This is a genomic window from Curtobacterium sp. AC268, from assembly GCF_979258745.1.
Genome location: NZ_OZ409878.1, coordinates 1,924,995 through 1,945,815, shown reverse-complemented (window position 1 = coordinate 1,945,815; position 20,821 = coordinate 1,924,995). Strand labels below are relative to the sequence as shown.

Sequence of the window (20,821 nt, the reverse complement as noted above, 5' to 3'; positions counted from 1 at the left end):
CGAAGCAGGTATCCCCATGTCGCGACGTTCGCTATTCACCAGCGCGAGCCGATTGGCATCGTCGCCCAACGATCGACCTTCTGCCAGGCCGGGATGTAGTCCTTCGCCCAGCCGAAGCCGTCAGCAGCCACACCTGTCCAACCGAGACCGATCCCGGTGGTGAGCACCGTGTTCAGTCGGGCAACCGCCTCCGGACTCTGACCGACCGCGCCCACCTGTGAGCGACGGATCCACTGCACCATGTGGGCAAGCTCTTCGTCACCGGCGGCAAGGAATCGGTACTTGTTGTAAATGCCTTCCCGAGCGATACGCGTGTAGCTCCGTGACACCCGGGTGAAGGCGGCTGTTTCGCTCATCCCGTCCGCGACGATCGATTGCACTCGCGATTGTGCAACGGCGTTGACGGCTACTCGTCCGCTGGAAACGGCGAGCTTGCCTGCGCCGAAGGTCACGAGACCGAAGGCGTCAAGCGCCACATCTCCCCAGGACCCGGTTCCGGCGGCGGCCTTCGTCACGTCAGCCGCGGTGCCGAAGATCATCACTCCGAGCGCCAGCGCGCCGAGCCAAGATGTCAACGGGAACAGGAGCGCCGCGATCGCGAGCACGGTTCCGGCGAACTGCGCGATCTTGACGACGACCGAGATCCACTCGTCGTTGTCCTTCATCCACTGCTTGAAGTCGTCCCAGCCGCTGTCGTTCAGGCCGTCGTCGACGCTGTCGTCGATCTTTGCAATGGCCCGCTGCGCGGCCGCATCGAGCCCTTCCACGGCGGCGCGCATGGTGCTCGCAGCCCGGGTCGCGTCCGCGCGGGCCCCGTCGGCCCGCGACCGCTGCGTGTCCGCGAGCGTCTGGTACTCCGTCTGCTGATCCGGATCGGTGGCGCTGTTCGCAAGGTCCTGGTAGCGGTCCTGGGAGCGGCTGGAGGACTGCGCTTCGGATTCGCTCTGATCGTGCAGTCGAGTGGCACTGGATGCCTCGTCGAGCGCCGAAGTGAGCGCCGTCGCGTACTCGGACAGTGCATCCCCGGTGCCTGAGTAGCGGCCTTCGGCGCGCCCGAGCTTGTCGGCGAGGTCGCCTGCCTTCTTCAGGAAGGCGGTGACCGCTTTGCTCTCCGAATCCGAGCCGTCCAGTCGCTTGAGGGTGCTGGCCGCGTCGCTGATCGCGGTTGCGATCTGGTGGTAGCGCTGCGCCATGTCCTGAACGGCAACGGGATCGCCCGTAGGACCCCCCACGAGCGCGCTCACTTCTCGCTCGCAATCGACTTGACGAGTTCCGATTCGGTGTCGTCGAAGGCGCCATCGACGTTCAGGGCGAGCTTCGCGAGCTTCTCGATGGAGTCGCTGAGTTCGCGTCGGTGACTGTCCCACCCCGAGGAGAACGACCGGATGCGGCTTGCGAGCGCGGCATGCCCAACGGCGTCCGCCGCGTCACCCGAGTGCTGGTCCCCGTGGTCGAACTCGTTCTTCACCGCGTTGAGGTCGCTCCAGAGCGACTGCATCTTCGCGCCCTGGTAGCGCAGAGTTCCGCCTGCCAATGTCTTCCTCTTCCCCCGGTGCCACGTGGTCATGCTGAGAGCGGTGGCCGACGCCCGAAGACGCCGGCCACCACCGTTCCGAGCCGGTCTCAGCCGATGCTGGACGCGAGCTGCTCGTCGGTCGACTCGAGGGTGTTCGCCGCGCTCTCGAGGAACCCGGCCATGCCGTCGATGGCCTGGATCGTCTGCGTCGCGCCGGAGTTGAACTCCGAGTACGTCGAGTCGAAGGCCTTCGAGGACTTGTCGGTGACGTACCCCGACGAGACGAGGTTGTCGATCTGGCTCTTGAGCTGGCTCAGCTGGTCTTCGATGGCCTTCTGGCCGTTGCGAAGCTGCGAAGCCTGGTTGCGAAGATCGTCGTAGGTGACGTTGACATTGGCCATGGCGCATGCCCTCCCGATGCGTATGTGAAGTACCGGGCGACCCCCGGCGCGGTTCGACCATACTTGATCGCGTTGCATCTCGCACCACTTCTGAACAATCACCAGAACGAGGGGTACACGGTGGCTCGACGCCGGAAGGACGACGACACTCCGAAGCGCCCGGCGGTCACGCGTGCCGACGTCGAGCGCGACCGGCAGGCCGGGTACCTGTCCCGCGCCTGGGTGCTGCCCGCGGCTCCGGTGTCGGACGACGAGCCGGACGCCGTCGTCCGGACGGAGCAGCCGCTGCCGACGATCGGCATAGTGCCGCGACTCGTGCTCGAGGTCGCGCCGGGCACCGTCGTGCCGCTCGACCAGCCGGTCGTCGTGGGGCGACGCGTCCCGACCGCGCCGGGACGACGAGCCGTGCTGCTCGACGACCCGGGGAAATCGGTGTCGCGCGAGCACGCCGCGATGCGGCCGACGGGGGACGGCGGCCTGGTGGTCGAGGACCTCGGGTCGTCGAACGGCACGGTGGTCGTCCGCGCATCCGGTGCGCAGGAACCCAGCGTGGGCGGCGCACAGGTCATCGCCCGGCCCGGTGACGTCGTGATGGTGGGGGACTACGCCGTGCGGGTACTCGCAGGCTGACCAGCACCAGCACCAGCACCAGCACCAGCCCCAGCACCAGCCCCAGCACCAGCCCCGGCCGTCGCGTACCGCCCCGCGGTTCGCCGCATCGCCCGCAGCAGCAACGGCCCCGGCAGTCGCAGCAGCGCCCCCGGCACCAGCGCCCGCACCCCGGCCACCACCCGCACGGTGCGCCGGAAACGCCGTTCCTCCCGCGGCCCCCAGGCGAAGCCGTACGCCGTGCGCACCCGTTCCGGCAGCATCCCCACGGTCACGATGCGGACGAGGGGCATCGCCGCCCGCACCCACAGCGGCGCGAACCGCGGGTGCAGCAGGTCGCGGACGACCCCGCGGGCGTCGTCGGTGACCTCGAGCCCCTCCAGCGTCCGCTGCCAGTACCGGTCGAACGCCGCCACCGAGGTCGGCCAACGCTCCGGCGGCACCCGCAGCGCGGTCGCGATCGGGGCGTAGGCGGCGAGGACCTGCTCGGCGCGGGCCGCGGAGACGCGTGTGCCGAACAGGTCGTGCGCCCGCCGGGCGGAGTCGAACAGGGTCGCGGCCACCCAGAGCTGCCGGTCGACATCGTCGGCGCCCGCGACGGGCCGGTGCGCACGGTTGACGAAGCCGACTGCGGTCGCCGAGTCGGTCTCCGTGCCGATGACGACGGCGTAGACGAACATCAGGGTGTGGGCGAGCCGCTGCTGGGGTCGCCGGGCGAAGTCCGAATGCCGTCGGACACCGGCCGCGACGACCGGGTCGGCGATCTGCAGCAGGATGGCGCGGCCGCCCGCGGCCACGGGGGTGCTGTCGGCGAGGAACCGACGCAGGTCACGGTCGTCGACGCGCCCAGCAGGCGGACGGGAGGCACGGTGCGGGTCGTGTGTCGCGCCTCCAGGCCGTGGGGTGGTCACGCCGCACCCCGTCGGCGTCGCGCCCGCAGGACGGGCCGCAGGTCCACGGCGATCGCTGCCAGGAGCGCGACTGCGCCGACGACCAGGGCGACCAGTGCGGACGAGGCGTCGACCGGCACGTCACCGGTCAGGGCGAGGAGCGTCGCGACGAGCCAGATCGCGGGGAGCGGCCAGAGGCGGGTCGGTGATCCGGTGACGACCGCAGCGACGACGCCGACGACCAGGAGCGGGACCCAGCGGCCACCGGGCTCCGAGCGGGCGGCGAGGTGTGCCGCGGCCGCGACCAGGAGCATCGCCGCGACGGCCAGCATCCGCGCTGCCGAGGGCATGCTGCGGACGCTGGCACGGACTCGTCGGAACACGGCCCGATGCTACCGAGCCGTGTTCCGGGGGAGCCTGGGCTCAGAGCGGCTTCGTGCCGAGGTCGTTGCCGAGGTCGGCGCGGTCCTCGTCCTGCTCGTTCTCGTGCTCCCACAGGTCGGGCGAACCCTCGCGCGGGGAGCCACCGGTCGGACCGTCGTCGGATCCGTCACCGGGCTGCGGCTCGACCGTCTCGCCGGCGACCGCGTCGTTCGTCACCGTCTCGAGGGACTCCTCGGCCTCGTCCACCTCGTACGGGCCGACGTGCTCACGGTCGATGTCGTCGTCGCGACGCTGCTGGGACTCGAAGTCGTCGACGGGGCTGATGCCGGGGTCGCTCATGGTGGTTCCTTTCCGTTGCGGGCTTCCTGCCTACCCGCCGGCGCTTGGCGGCCGTCCGGTTTCGTGTCGTGTTCACCCGGGCGTCACCTGCCGGTCACACCGCCACGGCAGCATCGCCGATGCTCGGGGGAGTGGAGCGCGGTCGCCGACGGGTGGTCGAGCGACCGCGCCTTCCCCGCCCGGGTCGTCCGGGCCGGTGCGCTGACCGCCTGCGCTTTCGTCCCTGGTTCGTTCAGACGCGTTCGAGCAGGTCGCGTTGTTCGACGTCGGCGAGGGCGAGGGTGCGGTAGCCGGCGGACTCGAAGAACACCGTGATGCGGTCCTCTTCCGTGCTCATCACCACGCCGGTGCCCCACTCGGCGTGCTCGACGCGAGCATCCGGCGGCCACGCTTCGTCGTTCGCGCCGTCGGCGACGTGGGCGGAGGCCTCGCGAGCCGTGCCGGACGAGCAGGTGTCGCAGTTCCCGCACGGCTCCGGCAGCTCGTCGCCGAAGTAGCCGAGCAGGAACTGCCGGCGGCACCCGGTCGTCTCGGCGAGCTGGCGCATCATCGCGATGCGGGACTCCTCGACCCGTTCCCGTTCGGCGGCACGGTCGGCTGTCGCACGTGCCGCACGGTCGGCGTCCTGCGGGCCGTCCGGCACCCGGGAGACACCGTCGACGTCGTCGCGCAGGGCGCCGGCGTCGAGCAGGGCGTTGAGCGCTCGACCGGCGGTGCGGGCCGACAGACCAGCGGCCTCCACCAGTGCGGAGCGGGCTATCGAGCCGGTCGCCGGGACGGCGTCGAACACGGCCCGGACCGAGGCGGGTCGCGGCGAGCCGGACGCGAAGAACGTGCGCAGGCCGAAGTCCTCGGCGCGGTAGTGCAGGGTGGCGCCGGCCGGTTCGGCGTCCCGCCCGGCCCGTCCGATCTCCTGGTAGTAGGCGTCGATCGACTCGGGGACGTCGGCGTGCACGACGTACCGGACGTCGGGCTTGTCGATGCCCATGCCGAAGGCACTCGTCGCGACCACCACGTCGACGTCGCCGTCCAGGAACCCGGTGTGCACGGCCTCGCGCTCCGCCACCCGCATGCCGGCGTGGTACGGCTGCGCGCGGCGACCACGGGCGGCGAGGGCGTCGGCGTACTCCGTGGTCGCGGCGCGGGTGGCGACGTAGACGACCGTGGGTCCGTCGAGCTCGGCGACCTGGTCGACCACGGCCTGACGCTTCTCGGCGTCCTCGGCGTGCCGGACCACCTCGAGCCGGATGCCGGGACGGTCGAACCCCGAGGCGAGCACGAACGGGTCGCGCATGCCGAGCCGCTCGACGATGTCGTCCCGCACCGGAGCGGAACCGGTCGCGGTCAGGGCGAGCACCGGCGGGCGGCCCAGGCGCTCCGCGACCTCGCCGAGCGCCAGGTAGTCCGGTCGGAAGTCGTGACCCCACGACGAGATGCAGTGCGCCTCGTCGACGGCGACCAGCGCGACGCCGGCATCGCGGAGGCGTTCGCGCACGTCGTCCTTCACCAGCTGTTCGGGGGCGAGGAACACGTAGCCGACCTCGCCCGCGGCGACGGCGTCCCACGCGTCGGCGACGTCCCGTGCCTTCTTCGTGGCGTTCAGGGCGACGGCGCGGGGTGCATCGGCATGGTGCTCGAGCCCGACCACCTGGTCTTCCTGCAGTGCCACGAGCGGGGAGACGACCACGACGAGGCCGTCCAGCCCGAGGCCGGCGACCTGGTAGATCGCGGACTTGCCCGATCCGGTGGGCATGACCGCCAGGGCGTCACGGCGCTCGAGCACGGCGTCGATGACCGACTCCTGGTCGGGGCGGAGCTTCCAGCCGAAGACCTCGGTGGCACGGGTACGGAGTTCGGGTTGCACCGATCCACACTGCCGAGCGCGAGCTCGGGCCGGTCCCAGCGGTGCGCGCAGCGGCTCATGCGCTCCCCGTGCCCGGTCCTGATCGGCGGGTACCCGGCTGTGCCCGACGTGCACCGGCCGTCCACCGAGCAGCGCTAGGCTGCGTGGCGGCCGTTGTCTCGACATCGAGCGACCCTCGATGTGGAGAGCGCGACCGGGAAACCGATGCCGATCGCACGAACCGTGCGGGAAGAAGAACAGCGTGGATCTTTTCGAGTATCAGGCCAGGGACCTCTTCGAGTCCTACGGCGTCCCCGTGTTGCAGGGGATCATCGCCGACACCCCCGAGCAGGCGAAGGCGGCGGCCGAGAAGATCGGTGGCGTCGTCGTCGTCAAGGCGCAGGTGAAGGTCGGCGGTCGCGGCAAGGCCGGCGGCGTGAAGGTCGCGAAGACCCCGGACGAGGCGTTCGAGCACGCGCAGGCCATCCTCGGCCTCGACATCAAGGGCCACACCGTCCAGCGCGTCATGGTCGCCCAGGGTGCGGACATCGCCGAGGAGTTCTACTTCTCCGTGCTGCTCGACCGGGCCAACCGCTCCTACCTCTCGCTCACCAGCGTCGAGGGCGGGATGGAGATCGAGCAGCTCGCCGTCGAGAAGCCCGAGGCGCTCGCCCGGGTCGAGGTCGACCCGCTGACGGGCATCGACAAGGCCGCCGCGCTCGAGATCGCCGCGCAGGCGAACTTCCCATCGGAGCTGCAGGACGCCGTCGCCGACGTCTTCGTCAAGCTCTACGACGTCTACAAGGGGGAGGACGCGACCCTCGTCGAGGTGAACCCCCTCGTCCGCACCGGCGACGGCCAGATCCTGGCACTCGACGGCAAGGTCTCGCTCGACGAGAACGCCGACTTCCGCCACGAGGGCCACAAGGACCTCGAGGACACCGCCAGCGAGGACCCGCTCGAGGCCAAGGCGAAGGCCCACGGGCTGAACTACGTCAAGCTCGACGGCCAGGTCGGCGTCATCGGCAACGGTGCGGGGCTCGTCATGTCGACGCTCGACGTCGTCGCTTACGCCGGTGAGCGCCACGGCGGCGTGAAGCCCGCCAACTTCCTCGACATCGGCGGCGGCGCCTCGGCCGAGGTCATGGCCAACGGCCTCGACGTCATCCTCGGCGACCCGCAGGTGAAGAGCGTGTTCGTGAACGTCTTCGGCGGCATCACCGCCTGCGACGCCGTCGCGAACGGCATCGTCGCCGCGCTCGGCATCCTCGGCGACGCGGCCACCAAGCCGCTCGTCGTGCGCCTCGACGGCAACAACGTGGAAGAGGGTCGCCGGATCCTGGCGGAGGCAGCGCACCCGCTCGTCACCGTCGCCGCGACCATGGACGATGCGGCCGAGAAGGCCGCCGAACTCGCCGCCGCAGCGGCCTGAAGGGACTGACCATGTCGATCTTCCTCAACAAGGACTCCAAGGTCATCGTCCAGGGCATCACCGGCGGCGAGGGCACGAAGCACACCGCCCTGATGCTCAAGGCCGGCACGAACGTCGTCGGCGGCGTGAACGCCCGCAAGGCCGGCACCACCGTCACCCACGGCGACGTGTCGCTGCCGGTCTTCGGCTCGGTACGCGAGGCCATCGACACCACCGGTGCCGACGTCTCGATCGTCTTCGTCCCGCCGGCGTTCGCGAAGGACGCCGTGACCGAGGCCATCGACGCCGAGATCCCGCTCGTCGTCGTCATCACCGAGGGCATCCCCGTGCAGGACTCGGCCGAGTTCTGGGCGCACGCCAAGGCGAAGGGCGGCACGACCCGGATCATCGGGCCGAACTGCCCCGGCATCATCACCCCGGGGGAGTCCCTCGTCGGCATCACCCCGGCGACGATCACCGGCAAGGGCCCGATCGGGCTCGTCTCGAAGTCCGGCACCCTGACCTACCAGATGATGTACGAGCTCCGGGACCTCGGCTTCTCGACCGCCATCGGCATCGGCGGCGACCCGGTCATCGGCACCACGCACATCGACGCGCTCGCCGCGTTCGAGGCCGACCCCGAGACCGAGGCGATCGTCATGATCGGCGAGATCGGTGGCGACGCCGAAGAGCGTGCCGCCGAGTTCATCAAGGCGCACGTCACCAAGCCGGTCGTCGGCTACGTCGCGGGCTTCACCGCTCCCGAGGGCAAGACGATGGGCCACGCCGGCGCGATCGTGTCCGGTTCGGCCGGTACCGCCGAGGCGAAGAAGCAGGCGCTCGAGGCCGCCGGCGTCAAGGTCGGCAAGACGCCGTCCGAGACCGCCGCGCTGCTGCGCGAGGTCGTCGCCGCTCGCTAGCGGTTCGTCCGTTCCGCACAACACCGGTGTTCGTCGGTTGAACCGCGTCCTGCGCGTGTTCGTCCTGCGAACACCGGTGTTTTGCGTCGGCAGCCGCGCGGCTCCGGGGCGGCCGCGCGAGGGGCACGTATCCTCGCTGCGATGAACCGCCTGGGAACCGCTCTGCTCGCCGCGATCGAGGCGGTCGTGACGGTCGGCGTCGGCATCGGGATCGCCCTCGTGCCCCTGACGCTGCTCTGGGGGTTCGAGTACGGCCTGCAGATCGACTGGGACGTGTTCTGGAAGGCCACCGGCAGCGTGTGGCTCGTCGGACACGGCGTCGACGTCTCGTTCCTGCTCGGGTCCGCACTCGCCAAGAGCACCGGGGTCAGCGGCGCGGCCGACCCCATCCACGTCACCCTGGCGGCCCTCGGGTTCGCGGTCGTGACGGCCTGGCTCGGCGCCCGCGCCGGACGGCGGTTCGCGGAGACCGAGCACCGCACCACCGGGCTGCTGGTCGGGACCGCCGTCGTCGCGCTCCTCGGTCTGGCCGTCGCGCTGTCGTCGACCTCCGCCGCCACCCGCCCCACGCTCTGGCAGGCCGTGGTGCTGCCGGCGCTCTGGTTCGGGATCCCCGCACTCGCCGCCTCCGAGGTCTGCCGTCGTCGCCGTGACCTGCCCGCCGACGCCGGCACCCAGCGCGTCATCGACCTGGTCGACCGCATCCCCGCCGTCTGGCGGTCCGTCGCCGGGTTCGGCCTGCGCGCCGGGACCGCCGCGACCGCCGTGGTCGTCGGCGTGGCCGCGGTGCTCGTCGGTCTGCTGCTCTTCACCTCGTTCGCCGAGGTCATCACCCTGTACGAGCAGTCGCACGCCGGGATCATCGGCGGCGTCGCGCTCACCGTCGGGCAGCTCGCGTTCCTGCCGGACTTCGTCGGGTGGGCGACCTCGTGGTTGATCGGCCCCGGGTTCGCCATCGGCACCGGGTCGAGCGTCTCCCCGATCGCCACGACCCTGGGTCCGATCCCCGGTCTGCCGGTCTTCGGCGCCTTGCCGACCTCCGGTCACACCTTCGGGCTCGTCTGGGTCCTCGTGCCGGTCATCGCCGGGTTCGCGATCGGCGGCTCGATGCGACCGCGGTTGGTGCGGGCCCTGGGCGCCGCCGACTCAGCGCTGCACCGTGCGCTCGGCGGCGTCGTCGCTGGACTCGTGGCCGGTGTGCTCACGGGGCTCATCGCCTGGGTGTCGTCCGGCTCGTTCGGCCCCGGGCGCCTGGCCGACGTCGGCCCGAACGCCCTGGCGGTCGGTGGGTTCGCCGCACTCGAGGTGGGCCTGCCGGCGATCATCGCCCTCGCCGCGGGCAGCGACCTGGTCCGGCTGCCGGACCGCGGATGGACGCGGGAGCGCTGGACCGAGGCGGACGAATCCGACCATGACCACGACACGGCGCGCGCCGGGGTTGACGTCGGCGAGGGTTCCCTGCTCGCCGCGCTCGACCAGGCCGGCGCCGGGCGCACCACCGACGTGCACCGCTTCGTGGTCGAGGAGTCCCACGACGGGTCGACCGCCGCACGGCCCCGCGGGACGACCGAGCACGTGACCGAGCCGGTCAGCAGCGAGCCCGCCGACGCCGCAACCGCACGGCCCACCTCCGCCCCCGCACGGCCCACCTCCCCACCCGCACCCGCGCCCGTCGCACCGCGCGCCGGTGACACCGATCACGACGTCGAGCTCCCCGACTGGGCGAAGACCGACGCGGTGGCCGCCGACCGCCTGGCCGCCGAGCCCGGACCGGAGCGCCGCAGCGCCGGACGAGCAGCCCTGGGCGGCCTCCGCGACCGCCTGGCCGGCGCGGCCGAGGGTGTCCGAGGACGAGCCGGTGCACTCCGCGACCGCGTGACCGGCTCCGACGCCGAGCCCCAGCGACCCGGCTCCGAGCGGCCCGCAGCGCCCGCCCCGGCAGCTGCACCCACCCCGGTGCCCACCGATGTCCAGCCCGCGTTCCCGTGGAGCACCGAGGAGTTCGTCGCCGGCCGGGACGACGTCGACGAGACGGCCGAGGCGGGCCGCTTGGACGTCGCGCCGGACACCCGTGCGCCCGCCTCGAGGCCGGCGGAGCAGTCCCGCCCGGCGAAGTGGGACGTCACCGACCAGATCCCCGAGGACGAACTGCCCTGGTGGCGGCAGCCGAAGGACGACCGGTGACGACTCTGCTCGTCAGCGTTCACGCCGATCGCGGGTGACGGCCGTCCCGGTGCAGAGGATCGCCGCGAACAAGCACGCCGCCGGAACAGCGGTACCGATCCACGAGCCCCTGGTCGCGGGGCTGGTCGCGACGATCGACCCGACCACGACGAGCGCGAGGCTCACGAGGACGGCGAACGGAACGCCCCGGACCATGTTGCGCATGCGCTCTGCTCTTCCAGGCGCTACGCGCAACGCGGCTTGACCCGGCCGCCAGCGAACGGGTACACGCGCAGTGCACGCGTCCCGCAGCGGATCGCACCGCTCCCCGTGATCGCGACGGTTGCCATCGTGATGATCGCACCGGTGATCACGCAGAACGCCGGGCCTCCCGCGGCGCACAGCCCGGCGCCGAGGCCGAAAGCCGCTCCGCTGATGATCATGTTCTGGTCGGTCGCGTTGAACGAGACGTAGATGCCCCTGGTGTCCGTCCCGACGCCGATTCGCTGGTCGTCCGTCGGCTGGATGAGATCGAACACGAAACCGTCGCCGAGGTCGATCGTGGTCGTGACCGCGCCGTTCGGCGCGGTCCTCTGCTTCGTCACGAGCCCAGCGGCGTCCGCTTCGGCGATTGCCTGAGCGACCTCGGTCGGGGAGACGGTCGCCAGACGTTCGTACGCGTCCGTCGAGCTGGTCTGCTCGGTTGCACCTGCCGGTGCCGCGACCGTCAGACCTCCCGCGACCAAGACGGTCGAGAGTGCGATCCCAGCGAGGGAGGAGCGGAGCTTCGTCATGGTGTCCCCTTGGCTCTGGGCCGCAACGTCACGGCCGGTGACTGGGAACCTAGACGGCCGGGCGACTGGCCGTCAATACGTGACATGCAGGTTTCGTCGCGATCCAGACGCGGCTCTGCGCGCTGCGGCCGGTAGGGTTGGTGCCGTGCTCGAACTGGTCGTCCTGATCTCCGGTACCGGGTCGAACCTCCGAGCCCTGCTCGAAGCGACCTTCGACGCCGAGTACCCCGCCCGTGTCGTCGCCATCGGTGCCGATCGTGACGCCGAGGGCCTCGGCCTGGGCGAGGAGTTCTCGATCCCGACCTTCACGGTGCCGTTCACCCGCTACGACTCGCGCGCCGAGTGGGGTCAGGCCCTGGCGGAGCAGATCCGCCCGTGGTCGCCCGACCTGCTCGTGCTCTCCGGCCTGATGCGCCTGCTGCCCCCGGCCGTGGTGTCCGAGTTCGCCCCGGGGATCATCAACACGCACCCGGCGTACCTGCCCGAGTTCCCCGGCGCCCACGGCGTGCGGGATGCCCTGGCCGCCGGGGTCACCGAGACCGGCGCGAGCGTCATCGCGGTCGACGACGGCGTCGACACGGGGCCGATCCTCGCGCAGGAGCGCATCCCGGTGCTGCCGGGCGACACCGAGTCGACGCTGCACGACCGGATCAAGCCGGTCGAGCGCCGCCTGCTCATCCAGACCATCCTCGACATCGCCAACGGCACCACCGACCTGAAGGGCACCCCGAGCGCATGAGCGTGCACGCAGCCGACCCCAGCCTCTACCGCGACCGTGACGTGGTCCCGGTCCGCCGTGCACTGATCTCGGTGAGCGACAAGTCCGGCCTGCTCGAGCTCGCCGGCGCCCTGGCCGACTCCGGGGTCGAGATCGTGTCGACCGGCTCCACCGCGCAGACGATCCGTGACGCCGGCTACGCCGTCACCGACGTCGCGAGCGTCACCGGGTTCCCCGAGTCGCTCGACGGCCGGGTGAAGACCCTGCACCCGTCGGTGCACGCCGGCCTGCTCGCCGACCTGCGGCTCGAGTCGCACGAGCAGCAGCTCGCCGACCTCGACATCGCGCCGTTCGAGCTCGTCGTCGTGAACCTCTACCCGTTCGTCGAGACGGTGGCGTCGGGTGCCGACACCGCGACCGTGGTCGAGAACGTCGACATCGGTGGCCCCGCGATGGTCCGTGCGTCGGCGAAGAACCACCCGAACGTGGCGATCGTCGTGTCCCCGGCGTCCTACCCCGAGGTCGTCGAGGCCGTGCGTGCCGGCGGCACCACGCTCGAGCTCCGGAAGCGCCTCGCAGCCCAGGCCTTCGCGCACACCGCCGCCTACGACACCGCGGTGGCGTCCTACTTCGCGAGCGACGTCGTCACCGCCGCTGCGGCCCCGACGACCGCCGGCGACATCCGGACCCCCGGTGCGTTCGACGAGCACCTGGCGGTCGAGGCCGAGCTGTCCGCGACCCTGCGCTACGGCGAGAACGCGCACCAGGCAGCGGCGCTCTACACGGCACCGGACGGCACCGGCATCGCACAGGCGACGCAGCTGCACGGCAAGGAGATGTCGTACAACAACTACGTCGACGCCGACGCAGCGGTCCGTGCGGCCTTCGACTTCGACGAGCCCGCCGTCGCGATCATCAAGCACGCCAACCCGTGCGGCATCGCGATCGCCCCGGCCGACTCCGCCGACCCGATCGCCTCGGCCCACGCCGCCGCGCACGCCTGCGACCCGCTCTCGGCGTTCGGCGGGGTCATCGCCGCGAACCGCCCGGTCACCGTGGCCATGGCCGAGACCGTGAAGGACATCTTCACCGAGGTCGTCGTCGCCCCCGGGTTCGACCCCGAGGCGCTCGAGATCCTGTCGCGCAAGAAGAACATCCGCCTGCTCACGCTGCCGGCCGACTTCGCGCTCGCCGACCGCGAGCTCAAGCAGATCTCCGGCGGGTTCCTGGTGCAGGACGCCGACCGCTTCACGGGCTTCGACCAGGCCACCTGGACCCTCGTCGCCGGCGAGCCCGCCGACGAGCAGACCCTCGCCGACCTGGCCTTCGCGTGGCGGGCGAGCCGTTCGGTGAAGTCGAACGCCATCCTGCTGGCGAACCAGGGCGCGAGCGTCGGTGTCGGCATGGGCCAGGTCAACCGGGTCGACTCCTGCCACCTCGCGGTGAACCGGGCCGGTGACCGCGCGACCGGCAGCGTCGCGGCGTCGGACGCGTTCTTCCCGTTCGCCGACGGCCTGCAGGTACTGCTCGACGCCGGTGTCCGTGCGGTGGCGCAGCCCGGTGGCAGCGTCCGCGACGACGAGGTCATCGCCGCGGCGAAGGCCGCCGGCGTCACGATGTACTTCACGAGCGAGCGCCACTTCTTCCACTGATGTGAACAAATGGTGGCGAACCATTGCGCGCCGTGAGTCACTGTGAATAGTCTGTAAGGCTCCGCGGCAGGCAGCCGACGATCCCTCGGGACCGGCGGCACCGTGGACACAACGGTGACGAAGACGACGACTGGAGTGACGATGGACAACATGACCGGAACCGTGGCGACGGCCGCCCGCGCAGGTCTCGTGTCCGTCGTGGGGACCACTCCCGCACGGCGATCCCTGATCGCACCGCGGCCCCGCGCCGCGGCCGCCGTCTAGTCGGGCCGTTCCCACGGCCCCGCGGCGCAGCACCACCGGCGTCCGCGAACCACCCGCCTGAACCCGGGGGACGATCGTCCCTCGGCGCCTCCGGCCCGACCGACGTCACGCGAGTGACGGCGGAGACGCGACCACGCGCCTGGCCGATGATCACCACGCAACGCCACACCGAGCCTCCAGGCCGAAGCCGCGCCACGCGAGCAAGCAAGCAGCAAGCAAGCAAGCAAGCAAGCAAGCAAGCAAGCAAGCAAGCAAGCAAGCAAGCAAGCAAGCAAGCAAGCAAGCAAGCAAGCAAGCAAGCAAGCAAGCAGCAAGCACGCACCGCGCAGCGCGACCCGGGGACCCGGCAGACGCATGAGGACGCAACGCATGTCCAAGTCGCCCACCACGGCGCGCCCGTCCACCTTCCGCGCGATCGCGCGGATCTACCCCTACGTGAAGCCCTACCAGGGGCGCCTCATCGGCGGCATGGCCGCAGCGATGGGAGCCTCCCTGGTGGCGCTCGCAATCCCCTACGTGCTGCAGTGGCTCGTCGACGGTCCGCTGTCGTCGCGCGACTCGGCACAGATCTGGCCCGCCGGGCTCGGGGTGCTCGCCCTCGGAGTGCTCGAGGCGTTCTTCATCGCCTCGCGCCGCCGGCTGGTGATGCGCCCCTCGACCCGCATCGAGACCAGCATGCGCAACTCGCTCTACGCGAAGCTGCAGGACCTGCCGGTCGCGTTCCACGACCGCTGGGAGTCCGGGCAGCTGCTGTCCCGTTCCGTGTCGGACCTGTCGCTGATCCGGCGCTGGCTGGCCTTCGGGGTCGTCCTGCTCGTCGTGAACATCGTGACGATCGTCGTCGGCTTCGTCGTGCTGTTCACCTTCGGCTGGATCCTCGGGCTCATCTTCCTGGTCGCGTCGATCCCGCTGTGGATCAACGGCCTGCTGTTCGAGCGCCGGTACTCCGCCGTCGCACGCCGCAGCCAGGACCAGGTCGGTGACCTCGCCACGAGCGTCGAGCAGTCGGTGCACGGCATCCGCGTGCTCAAGGCGTTCGGTCGCGGCGGCGCGAAGCTCGAGGAGTTCAGCGAGCAGGCCGAGGCGCTGCGCGGCACCGAGATCAAGAAGGCGAAGGCCATCGCGGGCATCTGGCTGTGGCTGCTGCTCGTGCCGGACGTCGCGTTCGCCCTGTGCCTGCTCGCCGGCATCTGGCTCGCGTCGCAGGGGCAGCTCAGCGTCGGCCAGCTGTTCGCGTTCTTCGCGACGGCGACGGTGCTGCGGTTCCCGATCGAGTCGATCGGCTTCCTGCTCTCGATGACGTTCGACACCCGCACGGCGGTCGACCGCTTCTTCGAGGTCATGGACTCCGAGAACACCATCACGGACCCGGAGCACCCGAAGACGATCGCCGAGCCGCACGGTGCCCTGTCGTTCAACGGCGTGCACTTCCGGTACCAGGACTCCGCACCGCAGTACCCGGACCTGATCAACGGCGTCGAACTGCAGCTGCAGCCGGGCGAGACCATGGCGCTCGTCGGGCTCACCGGCTGCGGCAAGACGACGCTGCTCTCGCTCGTGCCGCGTCTGTACGACGTGACCGGCGGTTCGGTGACGATCGACGGGGTCGACATCCGCGACCTCACCCGCGAGGAACTGCGCCGGCACGTCGGCGTCGCCTTCGAGGACGCCACCCTGTTCTCGTCGACCGTGCGTGAGAACGTGCTGCTCGGTCGACCGGACGTGCAGGGTGCCGAGGCCGAAGCGCTCATGCGCGAGGCGCTCGACATCGCGCAGGCGTCCTTCGTGGACGACCTGCCCGACGGCGTCGACACCCGGGTCGGTGAAGAGGGGCTGTCGCTGTCCGGTGGCCAGCGTCAGCGCCTGGCACTGGCCCGCGCGATCGCCGCGCGGCCGTCGGTGCTCGTGCTCGACGACCCGCTGTCGGCGCTCGACGTCGATACCGAGGCGCGGGTCGAGGCGGGCCTGCGACGCGTGCTCGCCGACACCACGTCGCTCATCGTGGCGCACCGTCCGTCGACGGTGACGCTGGCCGACCGGGTCGCCCTGATGGAGAACGGCGTCGTCACGGCCGTCGGGACCCACCACGACCTGATGGCCACCAACGAGCACTACCGCTACGTCATCTCGTCGCTCGACGACGACGACGCGACCGCACGACAGGAGGCGATGGCATGAGCCAGCAGACCGACCAGAACCTGCCGGGAGGCACGGCGTCCGTCCCGCAGGAAGCTCCGGACGAGCAGGCTGCCGCCCCCGTCACCGCCTCGATCACCACCATGGGCGTGCGCGGTGAGGAGCGTGAGGACTTCACGAAGGCCGAGAGCAAGCGCCTGCGGCGCCGGTCCCTCGCCCTGCTCGGATCCCTCGCCGCACCGCTGAAGCTCCGGCTGGTGCTGCTCGGCATCGTGGTCGTGGTCTCGACCGCCGGCACCGTCGCGGGTCCGGCGCTCATCGCGTGGGGCATCGACAACGCCCTGCCCGCGGTGATGGACCAGAACGACTGGGTGCCGGCGTTCGGCGTCGTCGCGACGTACATCGTCGTGGCCGTCCTCGGTGCGGTGCTCACGGCCTGGTACACGGTGCTCGCGGCACGGATCAGCCAGGCGATCCTGTTCGACCTGCGCAAGCGGGTGTTCCTGCACACGCAGCGGCTCTCGCTCGAGTTCCACGAGACCTACACGTCGGGCCGGATCATCTCGCGCCAGACGAGTGACCTCGACTCGATCCGCGAGCTGCTCGACTCCGGACTGAACCAGCTCATCCAGGGCGTGCTGTACATGGCGTTCACCGCCGTGGCCCTGGTGCTGCTCGACCCGACGTCCGGGCTCGTGCTCGCGGTGTCGCTCGTGCCGCTCTGGTTCCTGATCCGCTGGTTCCAGACGAACTCGCAGACGCTGTTCCGCTCCACCCGTGTCACCTCGGCGCGCGTCATCGTGCACTTCGTCGAGACGATGACGGGCATCCGCGCGGTGCAGGCGTTCCGCAAGGAGTCCCGCAACCGTGACGAGTACGGCGGCTACGTCGAGGACTACCGGGTGGCGAACACGAAGGTGTTCAACCTGTTCGGGACCTTCGACCCGGTGCTCGTGCTCATCGGCAACGCGACGCTCGCCGCGGTCGTCATCGTGGGTGGTTTCCGGATCGTCGGCGGGACGCTCGAGGTCGGTGCGCTGCTCGCGGTCGCGCTGTACGCCAAGCGCTTCTTCGACCCGGCGCAGGAACTCGCGATGTTCTACAACGGGTACCAGTCGGCCTCGGCGGCGATGGAGAAGATCTCCGGCGTCCTCGAGGAACGGCCGAGCGTGCCGGACCCCGTGAAGCCCACCCGTCTGGCGGACGCCACCGGGAAGATGGACTTCGACGAGGTCGTCTTCGCCTACAACAAGGGCAAGGTCGTGCTGCCGGAGTTCGACCTGCACATCCCGTCGGGGCAGACCATCGCCCTCGTCGGGTCCACCGGAGCCGGCAAGTCGACGCTCGCCAAGCTCATGGCGCGCTTCTACGACCCGACGCAGGGCTCGGTGAAGCTCGACGGCGTGGACCTGCGCGACCTCGACACGAAGGACATGCGCCGCGCGATCGTCATGGTCACGCAAGAGGCATACCTGTTCTCCGGCACCGTCGCCGACAACATCGCGCTCGGCAAGCCCGGTGCGTCGCGTGAGGAGATCGAGGCGAGCGCCAAGGCCGTCGGCGCGCACGAGTTCATCATGGCGCTGCCCGACGGGTACGACACCGACGTGAACAAGCGCGGCGGTCGTGTCTCTGCGGGTCAGCGGCAGCTGCTCTCGTTCGCGCGGGCGTTCATCGCGGACCCGAAGGTGCTCATCCTCGACGAGGCCACGGCGTCGCTCGACATCCCCTCGGAGCGACTCGTGCAAGAGGGTCTGGAGACCCTGCTCGCCGACCGCACCGCGGTGATCATCGCGCACCGGCTGTCCACCGTCGCGATCGCCCACCGGGTGCTCGTGATGGAACACGGCCGGATCGTCGAGGACGGCACCCCCGCCGACCTCATCGCCGGCACCGGGCGGTTCGCCCAGCTGCACGCGGCCTGGCGCGACTCGCTCGTCTAGGCCCCGATCGGGCTGCACCACGTGGTTGGCTTGCTCCATGAGCAACGACAGCGTGGTGCAGCCCGGCGGCGTCGCCCTGCACGACCCCTTCTACGGTGCCCCCTTCACCGAGGCCGTCCGACGGTTCTGGCGGAAGTACACCGTGTTCACCGGACGGGCATCGCGCGCCGAGTTCTGGTGGTGGTGGCTGACGTCGTTCGCGATCGGGCTCGTGCTGCAGCTCGTGCCACAGGTGTTCACGCCGGACACCCCGGCGCTCGAGAACCCCGTCGGCTCGTACCTGTTCATGCTGTGGGTGCTCGCGACGCTCATCGGGTCGCTCGCGCTCGGCGCCCGACGGCTGCACGACGCGAACCTGTCCGGCTTCTGGCAGTTCCTGCACGTGCTGCCGGGCCTCGGCTCGCTCATCGTGTACGTGCTGTGCCTGCTGCCCGCGAACCCGAAGGGTGCGCGCTTCGACCGCTGACGGCGGATCCGGGGCGGACCCCGGCGGCCGACCTGCGCGGACCGGGGATCAGAACGGGTCGTCCGCGTCCGTGGCGGGCGACCAGCGCGCACGACGCATGTCGAGCCTCCAGGCCGACGTCCCCTGCACGAGCGGCGTCCCCTCGACGCGGTAGTGCTCGAGCGCCCGGGCCTCGTGGTGCAGCGGCGGGTGCCCACCTGCGCGCACCACGCGCCACCACGGCAGGTCGGCGCCCTCGTGCGCCATCACCTTGCCGACGGCACGCGACGCCCGTGACCCGAGGGCTGCGGCGACGTCGCCGTAGGTCATGACGTGACCCGGCGGGATCATCCGCACCACCTCGGCGACGGCGGCGCCGAAGTCGACGGCGGCGTCTTCGAAGGGCACATCGTCGGACGGCACGGTGTCGGATGCCACGGCGTCGGAGCGTACGTCGTCGGGCGTGCTAGAGCGTCAGGACCGCGAAGTGGTCGCCGTACTGGGTCTCGCGAACGACCTCGAAGCCCACGGCGCGGAAGAACGCCTCGGGGCTGTCGTCGCCGCCCGGCTCGTACACGACCGTCAGTCGCTCGAACCCACGGCTGCGTGCCTCGTCCGCCAGGCCGTGCACGGCGAAGCGACCGACGCCCCGGCCCTGTGCGCTCGCCGCCACGTTGACGCGCCAGATGCAGCTGCGCAGCTCTTCCTGCGCATTGTCGGCGTCGAACGATCCGATGATCAGGCCGAGGACTTCGTCGTCGTCGAGGACGACACGGGTCCACGCGGAGCTCGGCTTGACGTCGGACTCGGCGACCCCGTAGGTGGTCGGCTGCACGAACTGTTCCTGGCCCGGCTTGAGCGTCAGGGAGTTGGCCGCGGCAGCGGTCTTCGCGGACAGTTCTTCCAGGCGCAGGTCGGACATGCGGCCAGGCTAACGGTGCAGACCCTGCGGAAGCCAGAGACCGGGGCAGACCGAGACCGCACCGTTGCCGCGGTATGGTCGCGGCATGGCAGAGCATCGACGCGGAGCGAACCTCCCGTCGATCGGCGGGTTCAACCGCACCGTGGTCCTCGACGCCGTCCGCCGCTCACCCGACGGCCTGAGCCGCGTCGAACTCGCAGCCCGCACCGGACTGAGCGCGCAGACCGTGTCGAACGTCACCCGGTTCCTGATCGAGGCCGGCATGATCGTCGAGTCCGGCACCGTCGTGTCCGGCCGCGGCAAGCCCCGCACCATCCTGCGGCTCGAACCGGGCAGCCGGTACGCGGTCGGCGTGCACGTCGACCCGGCCGTCGTCACCTACGTGCTGCTCGACCTCGCAGGCACCGTCGTCGCCGCGTCCACCACCTCGACCCCCACGGCCGACGACCCGTCCGAGGTGGTGCGCACCATCGCCTCGGCCGTCGACGGGCTCGTCGCCGACGCCGGGGTGGCCGTCGACAGCGTGCTCGGCGTCGGGATCGCGAGCCCCGGACCCATCGACGTCGAGGCCGGCATCGTGGTCGACCCGCCGTTCCTGCCCCGGTGGCGGGACGTGCCGCTGCGCGATGCGCTCGCCGAGGCCACCGGCTACCCGGTCCTGCTCGAGAAGGACGTCACGGCCGCCGCGGTCGGCGAGATGTTCCTGGCGGGGGAGTCCTCGGCCCGGAACTTCGCGTTCGTGTACTTCGGCACCGGGTTCGGCGTCGGGCTCGTCGTCGACCACGAACCCGTGCGCGGGGTGGGGTCCAACGCGGGCGACGCCGGGCACATCATGGTCGACCAGGGGGCCCTCGCGGGCACCCCGGACGGCTCGGGCACGCGCGGCGAGGTCGGTGCAGCCGTCGCGCCGGACCGGCTGGTGCGGATCGCGCGATCGCGGGGGCTCGCGCTGTCGGGCGGAGCGGTCACGGAACCAGGTGCAGACGCCGACGCCGCGGATGCCGACTCGGTCGACGCCGTGAACGCCGCGTGGGACGAGCTCGCCGCGGCGATCGCCGACGGGGACGACACCGCCGTCACGCTCGCGGCCGAGGCCGGCACCGTCATGGGCAACGCCGTCGTCCTCATCGTGAACCTGCTCGACATCGACCGCGTGGTGTTCGGCGGCCCGTTCTGGTCGCGCATCGCGAGTGCTGCCCTGCCGGCTGCGCGGACCGCCATCGTCGGGTCACCGTTGCTCGTGCCGAAGCACGCCGTGCAGGTGGTGGAGAGCGACCGCGGTGCCGACGTCGCCGCCGTGGGTGCCGCGTGCCTGGTGCTCGACGCCGCGCTCTCGCCGCGGGCCAGCACCCTGCTGATCCGGCGCTGACGGCGCGCGCTCACCTTCTGCTCACCGGATGCGGTGAGCGCGACCGCAGGGCGGACGGGAGGCGCGGTGCGGGCCCGACCCGCGCCTCCCGTCCGCACGCCG

General features: G+C 71.1%; 21 protein-coding genes. 10 read left to right on the top strand and 11 right to left on the bottom strand.

Annotation, left to right across the window (positions count from 1 at the left end):
* Window positions 1-35 precede the first annotated feature (35 nt).
* From ACZZ9K_RS09160 to ACZZ9K_RS09150, 3 genes are read right to left on the bottom strand one after another with little or no spacing between them, the layout of a single operon-like run.
* Window positions 36-1,232: a putative T7SS-secreted protein gene (locus ACZZ9K_RS09160; protein ID WP_463444746.1), complete on the bottom strand. Its 1,197-nt coding sequence runs from the start codon at window positions 1,230-1,232 to the stop codon at window positions 36-38.
* 8 nt (window positions 1,233-1,240) lie between these two features.
* Entirely contained in the window at window positions 1,241-1,567 is a 327-nt protein-coding gene (locus ACZZ9K_RS09155; protein WP_463443894.1) for a hypothetical protein, read from the bottom strand.
* Window positions 1,568-1,623: 56 nt separating this feature from the next.
* Window positions 1,624-1,917: a WXG100 family type VII secretion target gene (locus ACZZ9K_RS09150; RefSeq protein ID WP_111089241.1), complete on the bottom strand. Its 294-nt coding sequence runs from the start codon at window positions 1,915-1,917 to the stop codon at window positions 1,624-1,626.
* Window positions 1,918-2,037: 120 nt separating this feature from the next.
* Between ACZZ9K_RS09150 and ACZZ9K_RS09145 the strand changes: the two genes are divergently transcribed.
* A complete protein-coding gene (locus ACZZ9K_RS09145) occupies window positions 2,038-2,547 on the top strand; it encodes an FHA domain-containing protein (RefSeq protein ID WP_181438479.1) in 510 nt (169 codons plus the stop codon).
* Here ACZZ9K_RS09145 and ACZZ9K_RS09140 read toward each other — a convergent pair.
* The 4 genes from ACZZ9K_RS09140 to ACZZ9K_RS09125 form a co-directional block, all read right to left on the bottom strand.
* Entirely contained in the window at window positions 2,520-3,437 is a 918-nt protein-coding gene (locus tag ACZZ9K_RS09140) for an oxygenase MpaB family protein (protein ID WP_463443893.1), read from the bottom strand. The two genes, ACZZ9K_RS09145 and ACZZ9K_RS09140, sit on opposite strands and share 28 nt — an antisense overlap.
* A complete protein-coding gene (locus ACZZ9K_RS09135) occupies window positions 3,434-3,799 on the bottom strand; it encodes a hypothetical protein (RefSeq protein ID WP_463443892.1) in 366 nt (121 codons plus the stop codon). Before ACZZ9K_RS09135 ends, ACZZ9K_RS09140 begins: the two co-directional genes overlap by 4 nt.
* 40 nt (window positions 3,800-3,839) lie before the next feature.
* Window positions 3,840-4,139: a hypothetical protein gene (locus ACZZ9K_RS09130; RefSeq protein ID WP_035809242.1), complete on the bottom strand. Its 300-nt coding sequence runs from the start codon at window positions 4,137-4,139 to the stop codon at window positions 3,840-3,842.
* Between the two features lie 232 nt (window positions 4,140-4,371).
* Complete coding sequence (locus ACZZ9K_RS09125) at window positions 4,372-6,003, bottom strand: RecQ family ATP-dependent DNA helicase (RefSeq protein ID WP_463443891.1); 1,632 nt, start codon at window positions 6,001-6,003, stop codon at window positions 4,372-4,374.
* Between the two features lie 241 nt (window positions 6,004-6,244).
* Here ACZZ9K_RS09125 and sucC point away from each other — a divergent pair, with 241 nt between their 5' ends.
* The 3 genes from sucC to ACZZ9K_RS09110 all read left to right on the top strand — a co-directional run bounded on the left by sucC (window position 6,245) and on the right by ACZZ9K_RS09110 (window position 10,497).
* Window positions 6,245-7,414, top strand: coding sequence for an ADP-forming succinate--CoA ligase subunit beta (sucC, locus tag ACZZ9K_RS09120; protein ID WP_110863167.1), 1,170 nt, complete (start codon window positions 6,245-6,247; stop codon window positions 7,412-7,414).
* An 11-nt stretch (window positions 7,415-7,425) separates the two neighbouring features.
* Entirely contained in the window at window positions 7,426-8,313 is an 888-nt protein-coding gene (gene sucD / locus ACZZ9K_RS09115) for a succinate--CoA ligase subunit alpha (protein ID WP_071250213.1), read from the top strand.
* 141 nt (window positions 8,314-8,454) lie between these two features.
* A complete protein-coding gene (locus tag ACZZ9K_RS09110) occupies window positions 8,455-10,497 on the top strand; it encodes a cell division protein PerM (RefSeq protein ID WP_463443890.1) in 2,043 nt (680 codons plus the stop codon).
* A 12-nt stretch (window positions 10,498-10,509) separates the two neighbouring features.
* Here ACZZ9K_RS09110 and ACZZ9K_RS09105 read toward each other — a convergent pair whose 3' ends face one another.
* Entirely contained in the window at window positions 10,510-10,701 is a 192-nt protein-coding gene (locus tag ACZZ9K_RS09105; protein ID WP_463443889.1) for a hypothetical protein, read from the bottom strand.
* Window positions 10,702-10,721: 20 nt separating this feature from the next.
* Complete coding sequence (locus ACZZ9K_RS09100) at window positions 10,722-11,270, bottom strand: hypothetical protein (protein ID WP_463443888.1); 549 nt, start codon at window positions 11,268-11,270, stop codon at window positions 10,722-10,724.
* A 145-nt stretch (window positions 11,271-11,415) separates the two neighbouring features.
* On the opposite strand from ACZZ9K_RS09100, the gene purN reads away from it, so the two are divergent.
* The 5 genes from purN (at window position 11,416) to ACZZ9K_RS09075 (ending at window position 18,449) form a co-directional block, all read left to right on the top strand.
* Window positions 11,416-12,009: a phosphoribosylglycinamide formyltransferase gene (gene purN / locus ACZZ9K_RS09095; protein WP_071404669.1), complete on the top strand. Its 594-nt coding sequence runs from the start codon at window positions 11,416-11,418 to the stop codon at window positions 12,007-12,009.
* A complete protein-coding gene (gene purH, locus ACZZ9K_RS09090; RefSeq protein ID WP_463443887.1) occupies window positions 12,006-13,640 on the top strand; it encodes a bifunctional phosphoribosylaminoimidazolecarboxamide formyltransferase/IMP cyclohydrolase in 1,635 nt (544 codons plus the stop codon). The genes purN and purH overlap by 4 nt, the downstream gene beginning before the upstream one ends.
* Window positions 13,641-14,273: 633 nt before the next feature.
* Complete coding sequence (locus ACZZ9K_RS09085) at window positions 14,274-16,082, top strand: ABC transporter ATP-binding protein (RefSeq protein ID WP_071245387.1); 1,809 nt, start codon at window positions 14,274-14,276, stop codon at window positions 16,080-16,082.
* Between the two features lie 101 nt (window positions 16,083-16,183).
* On the top strand, window positions 16,184-17,983 hold the full coding sequence (locus ACZZ9K_RS09080) for an ABC transporter ATP-binding protein (RefSeq protein WP_139178874.1): 1,800 nt from the start codon (window positions 16,184-16,186) through the stop codon (window positions 17,981-17,983).
* Window positions 17,984-18,020: 37 nt separating this feature from the next.
* The gene (locus ACZZ9K_RS09075) at window positions 18,021-18,449 is read left to right on the top strand and encodes a DUF805 domain-containing protein (RefSeq protein WP_027466671.1); all 429 of its coding nucleotides are present in this window, start codon (window positions 18,021-18,023) and stop codon (window positions 18,447-18,449) included.
* Between the two features lie 48 nt (window positions 18,450-18,497).
* On the opposite strand, the gene ACZZ9K_RS09070 is transcribed toward ACZZ9K_RS09075, so the two are convergent.
* Window positions 18,498-18,866: an MGMT family protein gene (locus ACZZ9K_RS09070; RefSeq protein ID WP_463443886.1), complete on the bottom strand. Its 369-nt coding sequence runs from the start codon at window positions 18,864-18,866 to the stop codon at window positions 18,498-18,500.
* Window positions 18,867-18,894: 28 nt separating this feature from the next.
* Window positions 18,895-19,350: a GNAT family N-acetyltransferase gene (locus ACZZ9K_RS09065; protein ID WP_027466669.1), complete on the bottom strand. Its 456-nt coding sequence runs from the start codon at window positions 19,348-19,350 to the stop codon at window positions 18,895-18,897.
* Window positions 19,351-19,435: 85 nt separating this feature from the next.
* Between ACZZ9K_RS09065 and ACZZ9K_RS09060 the strand changes: the two genes are divergently transcribed.
* On the top strand, window positions 19,436-20,719 hold the full coding sequence (locus tag ACZZ9K_RS09060; protein ID WP_463443885.1) for an ROK family transcriptional regulator: 1,284 nt from the start codon (window positions 19,436-19,438) through the stop codon (window positions 20,717-20,719).
* The last annotated feature ends 102 nt before the right edge of the window (window positions 20,720-20,821 follow it).

Bases quoted from the DNA above. Each gene is read 5' to 3' on its own strand.
- ACZZ9K_RS09155 (WP_463443894.1), bottom strand. From the start codon at position 1,567: ATGACCACGTGGCACCGGGGGAAGAGGAAGACATTGGCAGGCGGAACT.
- ACZZ9K_RS09150 (WP_111089241.1), bottom strand. From the start codon at position 1,917: ATGGCCAATGTCAACGTCACCTACGACGATCTTCGCAACCAGGCTTCG.
- ACZZ9K_RS09130 (WP_035809242.1), bottom strand. From the start codon at position 4,139: ATGAGCGACCCCGGCATCAGCCCCGTCGACGACTTCGAGTCCCAGCAG.
- sucD (WP_071250213.1), top strand. From the start codon at position 7,426: ATGTCGATCTTCCTCAACAAGGACTCCAAGGTCATCGTCCAGGGCATC.
- ACZZ9K_RS09110 (WP_463443890.1), top strand. From the start codon at position 8,455: ATGAACCGCCTGGGAACCGCTCTGCTCGCCGCGATCGAGGCGGTCGTG.
- ACZZ9K_RS09105 (WP_463443889.1), bottom strand. From the start codon at position 10,701: ATGCGCAACATGGTCCGGGGCGTTCCGTTCGCCGTCCTCGTGAGCCTC.
- ACZZ9K_RS09100 (WP_463443888.1), bottom strand. From the start codon at position 11,270: ATGACGAAGCTCCGCTCCTCCCTCGCTGGGATCGCACTCTCGACCGTC.
- purH (WP_463443887.1), top strand. From the start codon at position 12,006: ATGAGCGTGCACGCAGCCGACCCCAGCCTCTACCGCGACCGTGACGTG.
- ACZZ9K_RS09085 (WP_071245387.1), top strand. From the start codon at position 14,274: ATGTCCAAGTCGCCCACCACGGCGCGCCCGTCCACCTTCCGCGCGATC.
- ACZZ9K_RS09080 (WP_139178874.1), top strand. From the start codon at position 16,184: ATGGGCGTGCGCGGTGAGGAGCGTGAGGACTTCACGAAGGCCGAGAGC.
- ACZZ9K_RS09075 (WP_027466671.1), top strand. From the start codon at position 18,021: ATGAGCAACGACAGCGTGGTGCAGCCCGGCGGCGTCGCCCTGCACGAC.
- ACZZ9K_RS09065 (WP_027466669.1), bottom strand. From the start codon at position 19,350: ATGTCCGACCTGCGCCTGGAAGAACTGTCCGCGAAGACCGCTGCCGCG.
- ACZZ9K_RS09060 (WP_463443885.1), top strand. From the start codon at position 19,436: ATGGCAGAGCATCGACGCGGAGCGAACCTCCCGTCGATCGGCGGGTTC.